Annotated in this window: 13 protein-coding genes; 7 read left to right on the plus strand and 6 right to left on the minus strand. The window is 70.6% G+C overall.

Translation table 11 applies throughout. The features are described from left to right. The first annotated feature begins 70 nt into the window (after nt 1–70). Nucleotides 71–439: a hypothetical protein gene (locus ACFP2V_RS02915; RefSeq protein ID WP_381204860.1), complete on the plus strand. Its 369-nt coding sequence runs from the start codon at nt 71–73 to the stop codon at nt 437–439. Between the two features lie 38 nt (nt 440–477). Here the strand turns inward: ACFP2V_RS02915 and ACFP2V_RS02920 are convergent, their stop codons facing one another. Then, entirely contained in the window at nt 478–1,644 is a 1,167-nt protein-coding gene (locus tag ACFP2V_RS02920) for a sugar ABC transporter substrate-binding protein (protein WP_381204862.1), read from the minus strand. 438 nt (nt 1,645–2,082) lie between these two features. Between ACFP2V_RS02920 and ACFP2V_RS02925 the strand changes: the two genes are divergently transcribed. After that, complete coding sequence (locus ACFP2V_RS02925; protein ID WP_381204864.1) at nt 2,083–3,054, plus strand: SCO2400 family protein; 972 nt, start codon at nt 2,083–2,085, stop codon at nt 3,052–3,054. 46 nt (nt 3,055–3,100) lie between these two features. On the opposite strand, the gene ACFP2V_RS02930 is transcribed toward ACFP2V_RS02925, so the two are convergent. Further along, entirely contained in the window at nt 3,101–4,606 is a 1,506-nt protein-coding gene (locus tag ACFP2V_RS02930) for a SulP family inorganic anion transporter (protein WP_381204866.1), read from the minus strand. Between the two features lie 229 nt (nt 4,607–4,835). On the opposite strand from ACFP2V_RS02930, the gene ACFP2V_RS02935 reads away from it, so the two are divergent. Together ACFP2V_RS02935 and ACFP2V_RS02940 are read left to right on the plus strand one after the other, a co-directional pair. Then, on the plus strand, nt 4,836–5,243 hold the full coding sequence (locus ACFP2V_RS02935) for a MerR family transcriptional regulator (protein WP_381205128.1): 408 nt from the start codon (nt 4,836–4,838) through the stop codon (nt 5,241–5,243). A 147-nt stretch (nt 5,244–5,390) separates the two neighbouring features. Then, on the plus strand, nt 5,391–5,732 hold the full coding sequence (locus ACFP2V_RS02940) for an antibiotic biosynthesis monooxygenase family protein (protein ID WP_381204868.1): 342 nt from the start codon (nt 5,391–5,393) through the stop codon (nt 5,730–5,732). Nucleotides 5,733–6,300: 568 nt separating this feature from the next. Here ACFP2V_RS02940 and ACFP2V_RS02945 read toward each other — a convergent pair. The 3 genes from ACFP2V_RS02945 to ACFP2V_RS02955 form a co-directional block, all read right to left on the minus strand. Continuing rightward, a complete protein-coding gene (locus ACFP2V_RS02945; protein WP_004985680.1) occupies nt 6,301–6,504 on the minus strand; it encodes a cold-shock protein in 204 nt (67 codons plus the stop codon). Between the two features lie 241 nt (nt 6,505–6,745). Next, on the minus strand, nt 6,746–7,126 hold the full coding sequence (locus ACFP2V_RS02950) for a MerR family transcriptional regulator (protein ID WP_381204871.1): 381 nt from the start codon (nt 7,124–7,126) through the stop codon (nt 6,746–6,748). A gap of 119 nt (nt 7,127–7,245) precedes the next feature. Continuing rightward, entirely contained in the window at nt 7,246–7,995 is a 750-nt protein-coding gene (locus ACFP2V_RS02955) for a TetR/AcrR family transcriptional regulator (protein WP_381204873.1), read from the minus strand. Between the two features lie 154 nt (nt 7,996–8,149). Here ACFP2V_RS02955 and ACFP2V_RS02960 point away from each other — a divergent pair, with 154 nt between their 5' ends. Both ACFP2V_RS02960 and ACFP2V_RS02965 read left to right on the plus strand, forming a co-directional pair. Beyond that, entirely contained in the window at nt 8,150–9,013 is an 864-nt protein-coding gene (locus ACFP2V_RS02960) for a patatin-like phospholipase family protein (RefSeq protein WP_381204875.1), read from the plus strand. 51 nt (nt 9,014–9,064) lie between these two features. Next, complete coding sequence (locus tag ACFP2V_RS02965) at nt 9,065–10,321, plus strand: cytochrome P450 family protein (RefSeq protein ID WP_381204877.1); 1,257 nt, start codon at nt 9,065–9,067, stop codon at nt 10,319–10,321. 18 nt (nt 10,322–10,339) lie between these two features. On the opposite strand, the gene ACFP2V_RS02970 is transcribed toward ACFP2V_RS02965, so the two are convergent. Continuing rightward, nucleotides 10,340–12,412, minus strand: a complete 2,073-nt coding sequence (locus tag ACFP2V_RS02970; protein ID WP_381204879.1) for a TerD family protein — start codon at nt 12,410–12,412, stop codon at nt 10,340–10,342. Between the two features lie 410 nt (nt 12,413–12,822). Between ACFP2V_RS02970 and ACFP2V_RS02975 the strand changes: the two genes are divergently transcribed. After that, a complete protein-coding gene (locus tag ACFP2V_RS02975) occupies nt 12,823–13,194 on the plus strand; it encodes a DUF6479 family protein (protein WP_381204881.1) in 372 nt (123 codons plus the stop codon). Nucleotides 13,195–13,200: the final 6 nt, after the last annotated feature.

Below are 13,200 nucleotides of genomic sequence, written 5' to 3' on the forward strand. Positions count from 1 at the left end.
GGCCGCCACGGCGAAGTGATCCGGGCCCGCACCGCCCGGCCGGGCCGAGGCTCGGCTACGCTCTTCGACCATGTCGCACCCTGACGATCTGCTCGTCGCCGTCGCCGCGATGGTCGAGACGGACCAGGACAGCCAGATGTCACTCACCGTAGTGATCCCCGGCGCCGTCATCACCGGACGGCTGGCCCCCGAGGCCCTGTGGCGGGAGCGCGTGGCGGAGGTACTGCGCGACTCCGCGCGCCTGCGCCACTTCGCCGTTCCGTTCGCGGAGGCCGGCCGGGGCGAAGCGCCGTCGCGCCCCTCCCACCTGCATTTCCACGTCGCCCGGATCCTCCAGGGGAGCTACGGCATCCCGGACACGGGCGGCATGTACCGGGTGGCGCTCGCCGATGTGAGCGCCTGGACGGTGGGAGACATCGGGTACTCCGACCAACAGTGAGCGGGCCGTCGTCGTCCTGCCCGCGGTGCTTACGACGCCTACGGCGTGAGGCCGATCGACGCGCAGGCCGCCCGGTACTCCGCCGTGCAGATGTCCTCCACGTCGTAGACGCCGTCCCGGATCACCGTGTCCTCGATGTTGTCCTGCGTCAGGGCGACCACCGGCACCAGCATCGACGGGATGTCCTTCTGCGTCGGGCTGTCGACCCGTTCGCCGGTCAGCGAGTCGAACTGGATGTCCCGCTCCTGGACCCTGGCCACCGCCATCTCGACGGCACCGCCGGCCTCCAGCAGGAACGACTTGTACACCGTCATGTACTGCGTGCCCGCGACGACCCGCTGCACGGCCTCCAGATCGGCGTCCTGCCCGGTCACCGGCGGGATGCCGGGGACGCCCGCCTCCTCCAGCGCCTCGATGACGGCTCCGGCCATGCCGTCGTTCGCCGCGTAGACCGCGGCGACGTCGTCGGCGCCGACGGCCTTGATCGCCTTCTTCATGTTCGCCTTGGCGACGGCGGGCAGCCACTTCTCGGTGTCGTACGACTCGGCTATGACCACGTTGCCGTTCAACTCTCCCATCGCGCCCTCCTTGAACAGCGCGGTGTTCGGATCGGCGGGCTCACCGTTCATCATGACGATCTTGCTGTTCTCCGCCTCGCTGCCGAGCGCGTCGACGAGCGCACGGCCCTGCACCTCGCCGACGAGTTCGTTGTCGTGCGACACGTACGCGTCGATCGGACCCTCGGCGAGCCGGTCGTACGCGATGACGGGGATGTCCGCTTCCTTGGCCCTCTCCACGGCCGGTCCGATGGCCCCGGCGTCCACCGCGGCCACGATGATCACGTCGACCTCGTCGGCGACCATGCGGCCGAGCTGCTCGCTCTGCTTGGCCGTGCTGCCCCCGGCGTTGGCGTAGGCGACCCTGCCCTCCTTCCCGGTGAGGACGCCGACCCGTTCCTGGATGAGGGGGCGGTCGAACTTCTCGAAGCGTGCCGTTCGCCTGTCGGGGAGAAGGAGGCCCACGGTGATGGCGTTGCGCCGGCCCGGCGACGCGGAGCCACCGTCTTCGCCGGTGGCGTCGAGCGCACCGCACGCGGAGAGCGAGAGCGCCGAGAGGGCCGAGAGGGCGGCCGTCAGAGCTGTGGTGCCCCGACGCCCCCGGATCGTGCGGCGTGCGTGGGCGGTACGGGCGGTACAGGGGTTCACATCAGGTGCCTTCCAAGCGAGAGTGCGGCGCGGCGACCAAGTGGTGGGCAAGCCAACGCCGCACGGCCCGGCAGCGTCAAACCGCGCCTTCACGGGAACAGCCTTGTCATTTCCGTGTCTTGAGCGCCTTCCGCCGGTTCCGATATCCGGTCGTGACGGCGCAAATCGACTCCGCGCGCGGCCCTCAACTGCCTTTGTCCCCCATGATTTTGGTGGAATGACATTCAGTCCGGGCCGCATTGCGCGCCGCTTGACGCACATGCTCACGGCATTCACGCGAAGCGGGCAGAGAATGTGTGCAGGAGTGACACACAGGCTGCACACAGCGGCTCGTGGGTGTCGTTAGCGTTGCTGTCCTGCTTCACCCGCTCTCGCGTGCGCAACGCGAACGGGCCGTCCCCGGCTCGGCGGGTGCCTGCCAACCCGGGAAGACAGCGGATGAACTACTGCTCCACGTGCCGTCGGCATCTGAACGGCGCCCTCGTGTGCCCCGGATGCGGCGCCTACGCCCCCGACATCGCGCCGAGCGTCATCGGCGGTCACACCGTCCCGGGCACGGCGACCTCGACCGCACCCGCGGCAGATTCCGGCACCGCGGCCGGTGCGGGAACCGGTACGGGGCCGGCCCCTGCCGCGGAAGTCCCGGACCCGGTGTCCACGGCCGCGTCCGTGCCGGCGCCCGTGTCCGCGTCCGTGATGTCCGCGCCCACGGGGCGGGCGGCGCGGCGGCGGCAGTTGGTCCGCTGGAAGAAGACCCAGCGACGCGCCCTGGTCGCCACGGCGGTGGCCTTCGTCGGCGGTGGACTCACCCTCGCCTCGATGGACCGGGATTCCGGCGACCGCGCCCAGGCCGCCACAGCACCCGAGGTGTCCGGCATGGGCGGCACGGACGGGCCCGCGGACCAGTACGGCGGCCCGGCGGCGCCGTCCGGGAGCCCGGCCGGCACGCAGCGCTCCCAGGACCGGTCCTCGCAGCCGGCCCCGGGCGACGCCGCACACCGGAAGCCGACCGGCACCGTGCCGGCGCCCACCACCGCGTCGAGCACCCGGCCGGACGGCGCCACCGGCGCCCCCACGACGGCCACGTCCCCGGCACGGACCGCATCCCCGTCCGACGGCTCGGGCACACGGACGGGCTCCGACTCCAACGGCTCCGGCGACGGTTCCAGTTCCGGTACGACGACCCCGCCCGAGGGCTCCTCGGGCAACGGCGGCGACAGCGGCAACGACGGAAGCGGCGGCTCGGGCGGGCGGAGCGGCTCGCAGCCCGTCACCTCGGCCCCCTCGGCACCCGCGCCCGAGCCACCGGGCACGTCCGGCTCCGACTTCGGCTCCGGTTCCGGTTCCGGTTCCGGTTCCGGTTCCGGTTCCGGCGCCGAGCTCTGTCTCCTGGTGATCTGCCTCGGCTGACGGCCGCCCCCGGTGACCTCTACCGGGCCTGCCCCGGGGCCGTCCGTCAGTGACCGCCGACGAGTTCCCCGCTGAGCTTGTCGTGGAGGCGGGCACTGGGCTCGTTCAGGCCCGTGATCTCGACGGTCTTCCCGCGCTGCGCGTACCGCGTCTCGACGGCGTCGAGGGCGGCGACGGAGGAGGCGTCCCAGACGTGGGCGGACGACAGGTCGATGACGACGCGGTCGGGGTCGCCCGAGTAGTCGAAGCGGCCGACGATGTCGTTGGACGAGGCGAAGAACAACTCGCCGGTGACCCGGTAGACGACGGACGTGCCGTCGGGACCGGTGACCGCGGTGACCTCGGCGAGGTGGGCGACCCGCCGGGCGAAGACCACCATGGCGGTGACCGTGCCGACGACGACGCCGACGGCGAGGTTGTGCGTGGCGACCACGCACACGACGGTGATCACCGTGACGCCGATCTCCCCGGCCGGCATCCGCTTGAGGGTCTTGGGGGCGATGGAGTGCCAGTCGAAGGTCGCGAACGACACCATGATTATCACGGCGACGAGCGCGGCCATGGGAATGCCGGAGACGATCGGCCCGAAGACGATGCACAGCACCATCAGGAACGCGCCCGCGAGGAAGGTGGACAGACGGGTCCGGGCACCGGAGACCTTCACGTTGATCATCGTCTGGCCGATCATGGCGCAGCCGCCCATCCCGCCGAAGAACCCGGTGACGATGTTGGCGACGCCCTGGCCGATCGACTCGCGGGTCTTGGAGGAGTGCGTGTCGGTGATGTCGTCGACCAGCTTGGCCGTCATCAGCGACTCCATCAGGCCGACCAGCGCCATGGCGAAGGCGTAGGGGGCGACGGTGGTGAGGGTGTCCATCGTGAACGGCACGTCGGGCAGGCCGGGTACCGGCAGGGACGAGGGCAGCTCCCCCTTGTCCCCGACGGTGGGGACGGCGATCCCGGCGGCGAGCGTGATCACGGTGAGGATCACGATGGAGACCAGGGGCGCCGGGATCACGGTGGTGATCCTCGGGAAGAACACCATCAGGGCCAGGCCACCGATGATCAGCGGATACACGGCCCACGGGACGTCCCGCATCTCGGGGACCTGGGCCATGAAGATCAGCAGGGCCAGCGAGTTGACGAAGCCGACCATCACCGAGCGCGGGACGAACCGCATCAGCTTCGCCACGCCCAGCGCGCCGAGGACGATCTGGAAGACACCGGCGAGGAGCACCGCGGCGACGAGGTACCCGAACCCGTGCTCACGGTTGAGTGGCGCGATGACGAGCGCCACGGCACCGGTCGCCGCGGAGATCATCGCCCGGCGTCCGCCGACGAACGCGATGGTGACGGCCATCGTGAAGGACGCGAACAGACCGACGGCCGGGTCGACACCGGCGATGATCGAGAAGGAGATCGCCTCCGGGATCAGCGCGAGCGCGACGACGAGGCCGCCGAGGATCTCGGTCCGCCAGACCTTCGGGTCGTTCAGCCAGTCGGGGCGCGCGGCGCGCAGCCGAGCGGCGGGGGACAGTGCGGGAGAGGACAAGGGGGCAGTACCTGTCGTGCTCGGGCGCGCTCCGGCCCGGCGGCGACGGCGGCGCGGGGGCGGGGCGGGGCGTGCGGGGGCCGAGGCCGGCCGAGGGATGGTCCGGGTGGCGCGGGGCGGGGTGACTCTACCCTAACGTTAGGGTAGAGATCGGGGTGCGTCCGACCGGTCACACCTCCGGGGCTGACCAGCAGAGCAGCACATGGACGAGAAGGGCCGAATCGGGCACGTGGACGGCAAGCACATGCAGATCGGCGAGGTCGCCGCGCGCACCGAACTGTCCCTGCGCACCATCCGGCACTACGAGGAGACCGGCCTCGTCGTCCCGTCGGCCCGCTCGCGGGGCGGCTTCCGGCTCTACACCGAGGGCGACGTGGCCCGCCTCATGGTGATCCGCCGGATGAAACCGCTGGGCTTCGCCCTGGAGCAGATGCGGGAACTGCTCGCGGCCACCGACCGCCTCGACGAGCACGTCGCGACCGGCCTGCCCGAGGGACAGGAACGTGAAGAACTGCTCGAGTCGCTGCGCGGCTTCGAGGAAGCGGCACGTCAACGGACGGCGGACCTCCGTACGCAGCTGGCGCGGGCGGAGGAATTCGCCACCACCCTGCGCAAACGAATCGAACAGATCGAATGAATCGAACGAACCGAACCGATCAAGACAGGCCGGACAGGTGAAGAAAGCGAAGGCGGATCCCGCCCGGAACTCACCGCACCCGCCTGCCTCGGCACGGCGGGAAGGCCCCGCCCGCGTCTCGCACCGGTGTTGCGGAACAATCGGGGCATGAGCATCGTCAAGATCAACGTACTCACGGTCCCGGAAGAGCAGCGGGAGACGCTGGAGAAGCGGTTCGCCGCCCGGGCGGGGGCGGTGGAGGGTTCGGACGGATTCGAGTGGTTCGAGCTGCTCCGCCCCGTGGAGGGCACCGACACCTACCTCGTCTACACCCGTTGGCGGACCGAGGAGGACTTCCAGCGCTGGATGGCCGGCCGTGGCCAGGCCGCGCACGGCGGTGGCGGCGCGCAGGGCGGCGGCGCGCAGGGCGACCGGCCGAAGCCCGCCGCCACGGACGCGACGCTGTGGTCGTTCGAGGTGGTCCAGCAGACCGGCCCGAAGCAGGCCTGACCCGCCCGCCGGCGCCACCGAAGCACACACCACGAAAGGGCCGGGGCGACGCCCCGGCCCTTTCCGAAGGACGCGTACCGGGAACCGGGACCGCGTTCAGGAATCCTGCATGCGCGTGGGCCCCGACCGTTCCTGGGCAGTGAGCAGGAGTGAGTCCTGACTCTCCAGCACGCCCCGAACGGTCTTGGGCGCACTGGTCCTCCGCTTTCGCGTCCTGGGCGGCGACGCATATCACGTATGCGGTCCGTCCCAGGTGGGCGGAATCCCTACGACCTGGTCATGTGGGTGTGGCCAGAGGCCACGGGGAGGCCCCGAACCATCTCTCTGGTAGAACCGGGGGCCCCGACTGCTGACGCCACACCCGGCGTCCCAGATCGCACCGAGTACGTTACGCGCACCCAGCCAGGCACACCCACGGAACGTCACGCCGTTCACTCAATCGTGCCCATGTGCACCAAAACGAGGTACTGGACCAGCAGTTGTGTACCCCTGGAAAAAACGGAGCAGGGGCCCCGCACCGATGTGCGGGGCCCCTGCTGCAATCCCTGCGTACTCGCGTACGTACGGGTCAGGCGGGAACGATGTTCTCGGCCTGCGGGCCCTTCTGGCCCTGCGTGACGTCGAAGGTCACCTTCTGGCCTTCCTGGAGCTCACGGAAGCCCGAGGTGGCGATGTTCGAGTAGTGAGCGAAGACGTCGGCGCCGCCGCCGTCCTGCTCGATGAAGCCGAAGCCCTTTTCCGAGTTGAACCACTTCACGGTACCGGTGGCCATATCAAATCTCCTGAGACAGTGCCGGGAAATCGCACTTTACGAATTCCCTCATCGTCGCGATGATCACCTGCCCGGAGAACCGGTAGCAAACTGGCAACCACAACTGCAACTGACGTCAGCGTAGCACGAACCATATCCGAGGCAAGCGAGGAAAATCACCCAGGAAAAGCATGGTCAACGCGTTTGAAGAAATAGATTTCTACGGCGGGCGCTAAATTTCTGTTCTGGCGAGGACAGATTTTCACTGATGCTGACGCACGGCGCGCCCGCCCTGCCGGCGCAGCTCCTCGCAGTCCCGCTCGACCCGCTCCAGCCGCTCCTCCAGGTCGACGATGCGGCACGCGGCGTCGGCCGGGGTCCCCTGATCGACGAGTTCGCACACCCGTGCGGCGAGCTTCAGCTGATGGCGCGAGTAGCGGCGGTGGCCGCCGTCCGAACGTGTCGGGGTGATCAGTCCCGTCCCGTCCAGGGCGCGGAGGAAGGCGGGTGTCACTCCGACCAGTTCGGCGGCCCTGCCCATGGTGTAGGCCGGGAAGTGGTCGTCGTCGAGCCGGCCGGCGACGGGGAGCCGGTCATCGTCCGGCTGCCGGGCACCGGCATTCGGCTGACTCTCCGGGGACATGCGCACCTTCCTGCGGCCCGCCGCGGACACGGACCGCCACGGGGACGGGTTCCCCGCACAGGAACTCTAACCAGCTCGACGGAAAAACTACTGCGACGCACACAGGTATCCACCCTTGCTCAGGGCGTCCGCGGCCGGCGTGCCCCCGCCCGGGCAGCAGAGCCGCCCGTCGGGCTCTGCCCGGGCCGTGACCGGTGCGGACCCATCTCCCGGAGTACGTCGCCGAGCTCGGCACCGGTGAGGGCGCGGTCCGGCAGCGGCGACGGCGGGGCGGTGCGCAGGCCGTCGAGGAACAGGGCGAGGGGGCGACGCCAGGCATCGGGCGTGGCGACCGTGGTGAGAGGCGGTACGGCGCGACCGAGGGCGGCGAGGGCGAACAGGACGTCCTCCGTGGTGACGTCGGGACGCACGACGCCTTCCTCGCGGCCCCGACCGAGCAGCAGCTCCACAGTCCGGCGGTTGTGGGCGTGCACGGCCTGAAGGGCCTCGACGTCCGGCAGGTGGGTGGTCATGAGGTCGTTGGTGCCGCGGTCGTCGGCCAGGGTGCCGAAGACGGCGCCGAGGTAGTCGCTCAGCCCCGTCCAGGCATCGGGTGCGGTTCGGGCCCGCTCGCCGGCCGCCATCGTGTCCGTCAACCGGTCTCGGAACACGGCGTCGACGAGTGCCGCACGGGCGGGGAAATGCCGGTAGAGCGTCGCATTGCCGATGCCTGCCCGGCGGGCGATCACGTCGAGCGGCGCGTCGAGCCCCTGCTCCGAGAACACCTCGCGGGCCGCCGCCACCAGCCGGTCCCGGTTGCGCCGGGCGTCGCGCCTTCGCCGGGGCGCGGGCTGCGGCTCCGGGACCGTGGAGTCCTCACCGACGCTCATGGCCGTCCCTCCGTCCACGCATCCGTCCGCCCACCCGCCGATCCGCCTTCGCGCGAAGGCGGGGAGTACTCCCCGGTGAGGATGCTATCGTCAGAAAACCAAGTGGGGAGTACTCCCCATTTAAGCTGCTTCGAAGTGTCGGAGGGCGTATCTGATGGGCGGAACGGACGGGGCAAGCGGAGCCGCGCTGGTGCTCGGAGGTGGAGGCCCGGTCGGCGGAGCCTGGCTGACCGGGGTGCTCGCCGGTCTCGCGGAAGCCGGTGTCGACCTGGACCGGGCGGACGTCGTCATCGGTACCTCGGCCGGAGCGATCTTCGGTTCCCGACTGCTCGGGGGAGAGACACCTGTCGAGATGTACGAGCGTCAGCTCACCGGCGCCGACCGGATCAACATCAACTCCGGCTTCTCCACGACGCTCCGCTTCCTCTGGGCAGCGCTCGGCTCCCGCGACCCCGACCGCTCGGTGCGGCGTCTGGGCCGGGCCGCCCTCGCCACGCGCAGCGGCCCCGAGTCCGAGGTGTTCGACGTCCTGCGCCCCCTGCTGAGGGGTGCCGCCGACTGGCCGGCCGGAGGGAAACTGCGGGTCACCGCGGTCGACGCCGTGACCGGGGAGGTGAACGCCTTCGACGCCGAATCCGGACTCACGCTCCTCGATGCGGTCGCCGCCAGCTGTGCGGTGCCGATGGTGTGGCCGCCGATCACGGCTGCCGGACGGCGCTGGATCGACGGCGGCACTCGCTCCACCGGCAACCTCCACCTGGCCCGCGGTTACGAACGGGTGCTGGCCGTCACCCCGATTCCCTCGGCCGTCGGCCCGCATCCCGACGCCCGGCGGCAGGCGGCCGACCTCACGGCCGAGGGCGTCGCGGTCACCCTCGTCACGCCGGACGCCGCGGCCCGACGCGCCATGGGCCGCGACATGACGGCCGACGCCCGACGCCCGGACGCCGCCCGCGCGGGACACACCCAGGGGGCCGCCGTCGCGGGCGCGATGACCGGGGTATGGCCCGGCCGGTGAGGTGAGCTCCCCACCGAGGTACGACACGGCCGACGCGGAAAGGACAGTGGCATGCGAGCACACACCCCGAAGGAGCCGGGCCTCGAGGACATCGACCCGGCGGCCGACCCGTACGCCGCCTACGCGGCGCTGCGCGCCAAAGGCCCTGTGCACCGCGTCCCTGTTGTCCCCGCCGGCGGGGACAGCTGGCTGGTGGTCACGCACGAGGCGGTCCGCCGTGCCCTGACCGACCCCCGGCTGCGCAACGACATCCGGTACTCCGCGGCCTGGGAGACCGACGGCGGCCACGCCGTCGGCCGCAACATGCTCCAGAGCGACCCACCGCAGCACACGCGCCTGCGGCGGCTGGTGGCGGGCCACTTCACGCCGGGACGGATCGCCGGGCTGCGCCCGCGGATCGAGGCCGTCGCACGGGAACTGCTCGCGGAGCTGCCCGAGCAAGGCACCGCCGACCTGGTGAGCGGTTACGCGCTGCCGCTGCCCGTCACGGTGATCTGTGAGGTGCTGGGCGTGCCCGTGGCTGACCGCACGGCCTTCCACACCTGGTCGAACGAGCTGGTCATGCCCACGAGTGAGGAGGCCGCCGCCGGTTCGGCGGACGCGCTGACCGGTTACCTCACCGAGCTGATCGCCGAGAAGACCCGGGCCCCGGACGACTCCCTGCTCGCAGCCCTGGCCGCGGCGGCCGCCGACACGAGTGCGGGTCCCCTCCCCGAACCCGGAGCCGGAGGCCTCACCTCTGAGGAACTGCTCGGGATGGCCTTCCTCCTCCTCGTCGCCGGCCACGAAACGACGGTCAACCTGATCTCGGCGACCCTGCACAGCCTGCTGACCCACCCGGACCAGCTCGCCCGGCTCCGCGCCGACCCGTCACTCACCGGCGGGGCGGTCGAGGAGTCCCTGCGCTACAACTCCCCCGTCCACGCGGGCGCCTTCCGTTTCGCGGCCGAACCACTGAACCTGGCAGGCACCCACATCGACGCCGGAGACGCTGTCCTGGTATCCCTGGCGGCGGCCTCCCTCGACCCGCTGGCCTTCCCCGACCCCGACCGTTTCGACATCACCCGCCGTCCCCGGGGTCACCTGGGTTTCGGCCACGGCCCCCACCACTGCCTCGGCGCCCCGCTCGCCCGCGCGGAGGCCACGATCGCCCTTCGCCTCCTCCTGGACCGCTACTCCTCCCTCACCTTCGCGACCGACCCGACGGACCTCGTCTGGCGGACGAGCACCCTGCTGCGCGGCCTGAAGGAACTGCCTCTGCGTCTGGGCCGGCCGGGAGGCCGGGACAGCACCGGACCACCGGCCTGACGATTCCGGCAGCACCGCTCACGCGGGCTTCGGATCGGCCTTGCGGGACGTCGGCCGCTCGAGGTGGACCACCACGGTGGAATAGAACCGGTGGACGGCGTCGTCCACGCTGCGGATGAACCCGGACTCGGCGTTGCCGCGCGTGCTGCCCATGCCCTTGAAGAGGGTCAGCCGGAAACCGGTGATCTGCGTACCGTTCTTCGGCAGCAGGTCCCCCGGCTCGGGTCGAAGCCGTTCCAGAGTGCCCCTCGGCCCGCCCGTCCCGGCCTCGACCAGCGTCTCGACGTGCAGGTCGGCCGGGGCCCCGCTCAACCACTTGACGAGCCGCTTCGCCCGGGCCAGGGGATAGCCCTGGTCGGGTGCCGGGATCTCGATGGACGTGCGCAGCCTGCCGGTCCGCAGGTCGGCGCTGATCGCGAGGACACCCGGCGTGTCCTCGATCCGCACCTCGGCCTGCAACCGCCCTTCCAGGCACAGCTGGTCGGCCATCCGCGCACGGCGCTCCCCGGGATCGGCTCCCCGCTTGACCCGGCGTACGGGAAGCACCTTCTGGCCGATTTCGCCGCCCAGCCCCAGACAGACCTGGCGGATCAGCCGTTCCCAGCTCTCGACCACCTCAAGGGCACGGGAGTCGCCCTGGCACAGGGTCTCGTCGTCGATGCCCCTGCGCACGGGGACCCACGCGGCACCCATGTTCTGGAAGCCGTGACAACCGGAGTTCTCGTGCTGGACGTAGTGCAGCAGCTCATGGAGCAGCCAGGCGTGCGCGCCGTTGCCGACGCCTTCGTGCCGGATGAGCATCTGTGCCTGGTGCGCCACCTCCGCCCAGGACAGATGCCACAGGGCCACCTTGTGCTTGCGCCTGCCGTCGATCTTGACGTCGACCAGCGGGCTTCCTTCCAGCGCGACGTCGTTGGACAGCGTGATCACGGCCTCGTAGCCACGCCGCGCCGCTATGTCCATGTACGCCTGCACTTGATCGGCCTTGAGGGCGTTGCCGTTGGTCTTGGTCTCGACGAGCGCCGTCCAGAGCTTTCCGGCCCGCTCGACCCGGATCACACCATCGGGACGCCGCGGGGAGTCGCCGTGCGGCAACGTGACTTCCGTATAGGTCTCCATACGGCCCGTGGGGGCGCCGAATCCGGCCGTCAGCCGGCGACCGAACTCCGGCACCTGCGCCATCACCGACAACAGCACGGAGGTGGCGCGCATCTCGCGGTCACGGTCGCTCTTGAGTACCGAAAGGGGGAAGAGTCTCGCCTGGTTCCACGCGTCGTTCTCGGCGAGAGACTTCTGCTCCGCCTTGGGCAGCGTGACCTTCTTCTTGGCGGTGCGGGGCCGCGACGTCTTCCTGCTCCGTCCTGCGTCCACCTCGGGCCGCCGCGGGGCGGGGACGGCCGGCGGAGGCGCCGGCGGTTCCTGCCCGCCGGGCACGGCCGAAGGCGCTGTGGCCGGCTCCTCTCCGGCCGTCGTCCCGCCCACTGCCGCCGACTCGCGTGGAGCTCCCGTCCCGCCGGCCTCCGCCGCTGCTCCGGCTTCCGCCGGATCGTCGTCGATGTCGACTCCGAAGTCGGCCGCCAGCCCGGCGAGGCCGGTGTCGTACCCCTGTCCGACGGCCCGGAACTTCCACTCGCCCGATCGCCGGTACAGCTCACCGAAGATGAAGGCGCTCACCGATCCGGTGCCCTCGATCGGGAACCGGAGCAGGCCGTCGCCCGAACCGTCGGCCAGCGTGACCTGCAGGCCGTCCAGTTCGTCGAAACGCATGTCCTCGTACCGGCTCGCGGCGACGACGATCCGCTCGACATCGTCCGGGACCGCTGTCAGATCGAAGACGATCCGGTCCTCGCTGCCCTCCCCGGCCGGCTTCTTGCCGAGGAGTTCCACGCTGCCGTCGGCGGCCACCGGATTGTTGTAGAAGTAGAAGTCGGCGTCACTGCGCACCTTGCCGTGCGCGCCCAGCAGCAGAACGGATACGTCCGCGTCGCCCTCGCCGGTCTGGCTGACCCACCCCAGACTCGCGATCACCGAATCCACGTTGTCACTCAGGGTGGCCAACCCGACGTTGGCCCCCTTGGTCATTTCGTGCATGAACCCCCCCCAGGAAGACCACGGCGGGCCAGAGGGACCCCTCCCTCGGCAGTCCGCCGCGCACCGTGCACGCCAGGACGCGCATTCAACGCAGCCGAAACTCTAGTACGCGAAACGCGCAGTCCGCGATGTTCCGGCGGAAACGGGGTGATCGCGAATGGTCGCGGATGGTCCCCGCAACGCGCGCACAGCGAAGGCCCGGGCAGAGGTGGCCCGATCACCTCCTTCGCGACGGCCGGAAAGGCCGGGGCGGGCCCCGAGCTGCACACGTGGGGACGCGACGGCCCGTCCCGGCCTCCCCCCTGGCCGCAATCTGCCACGGGACGGGGAGCCGCGCCCTCCGGGGCGGCCGAACGATGCAGCGGGACATTCCGGGCGCTCTATCTCATTTCATCGTCCATACTCGGAACATGAGTACGGCAACGTATGAACTGCTGGCCGCAAGTACGCCAGTCCTGCATCTGGTCGCTGCCTTTGTCGGCGGGCTGGTCATAGCCGGCGCGCTGATCTGGGCTGTACGCGTCGGCATGAAGGTCATGGACCAGGAGGAGCTCCGCCCCAACCCCGAGGACCAGCCGAGACTTCCGGAGACCGGCGCAATCCGCGAGGAGCGGGAGATGCGGGAGCCCGACGAGATGCCCTTGTCACCGAGGGACGGCGAACGCCTCATGCCCTACCAACTCCATCACTCCGCAACCAGAACGGGGAAGGACCAGCAACGGAAGCGCTGGCTGCCCGGGTCGAGCGGCGCCTTCGGCAGTGGGGGCCCGGGACACGTGTGACCGACG

This window comes from Streptomyces incanus (genome assembly GCF_042656345.1).
Classification (GTDB): domain Bacteria; phylum Actinomycetota; class Actinomycetes; order Streptomycetales; family Streptomycetaceae; genus Streptomyces; species Streptomyces incanus.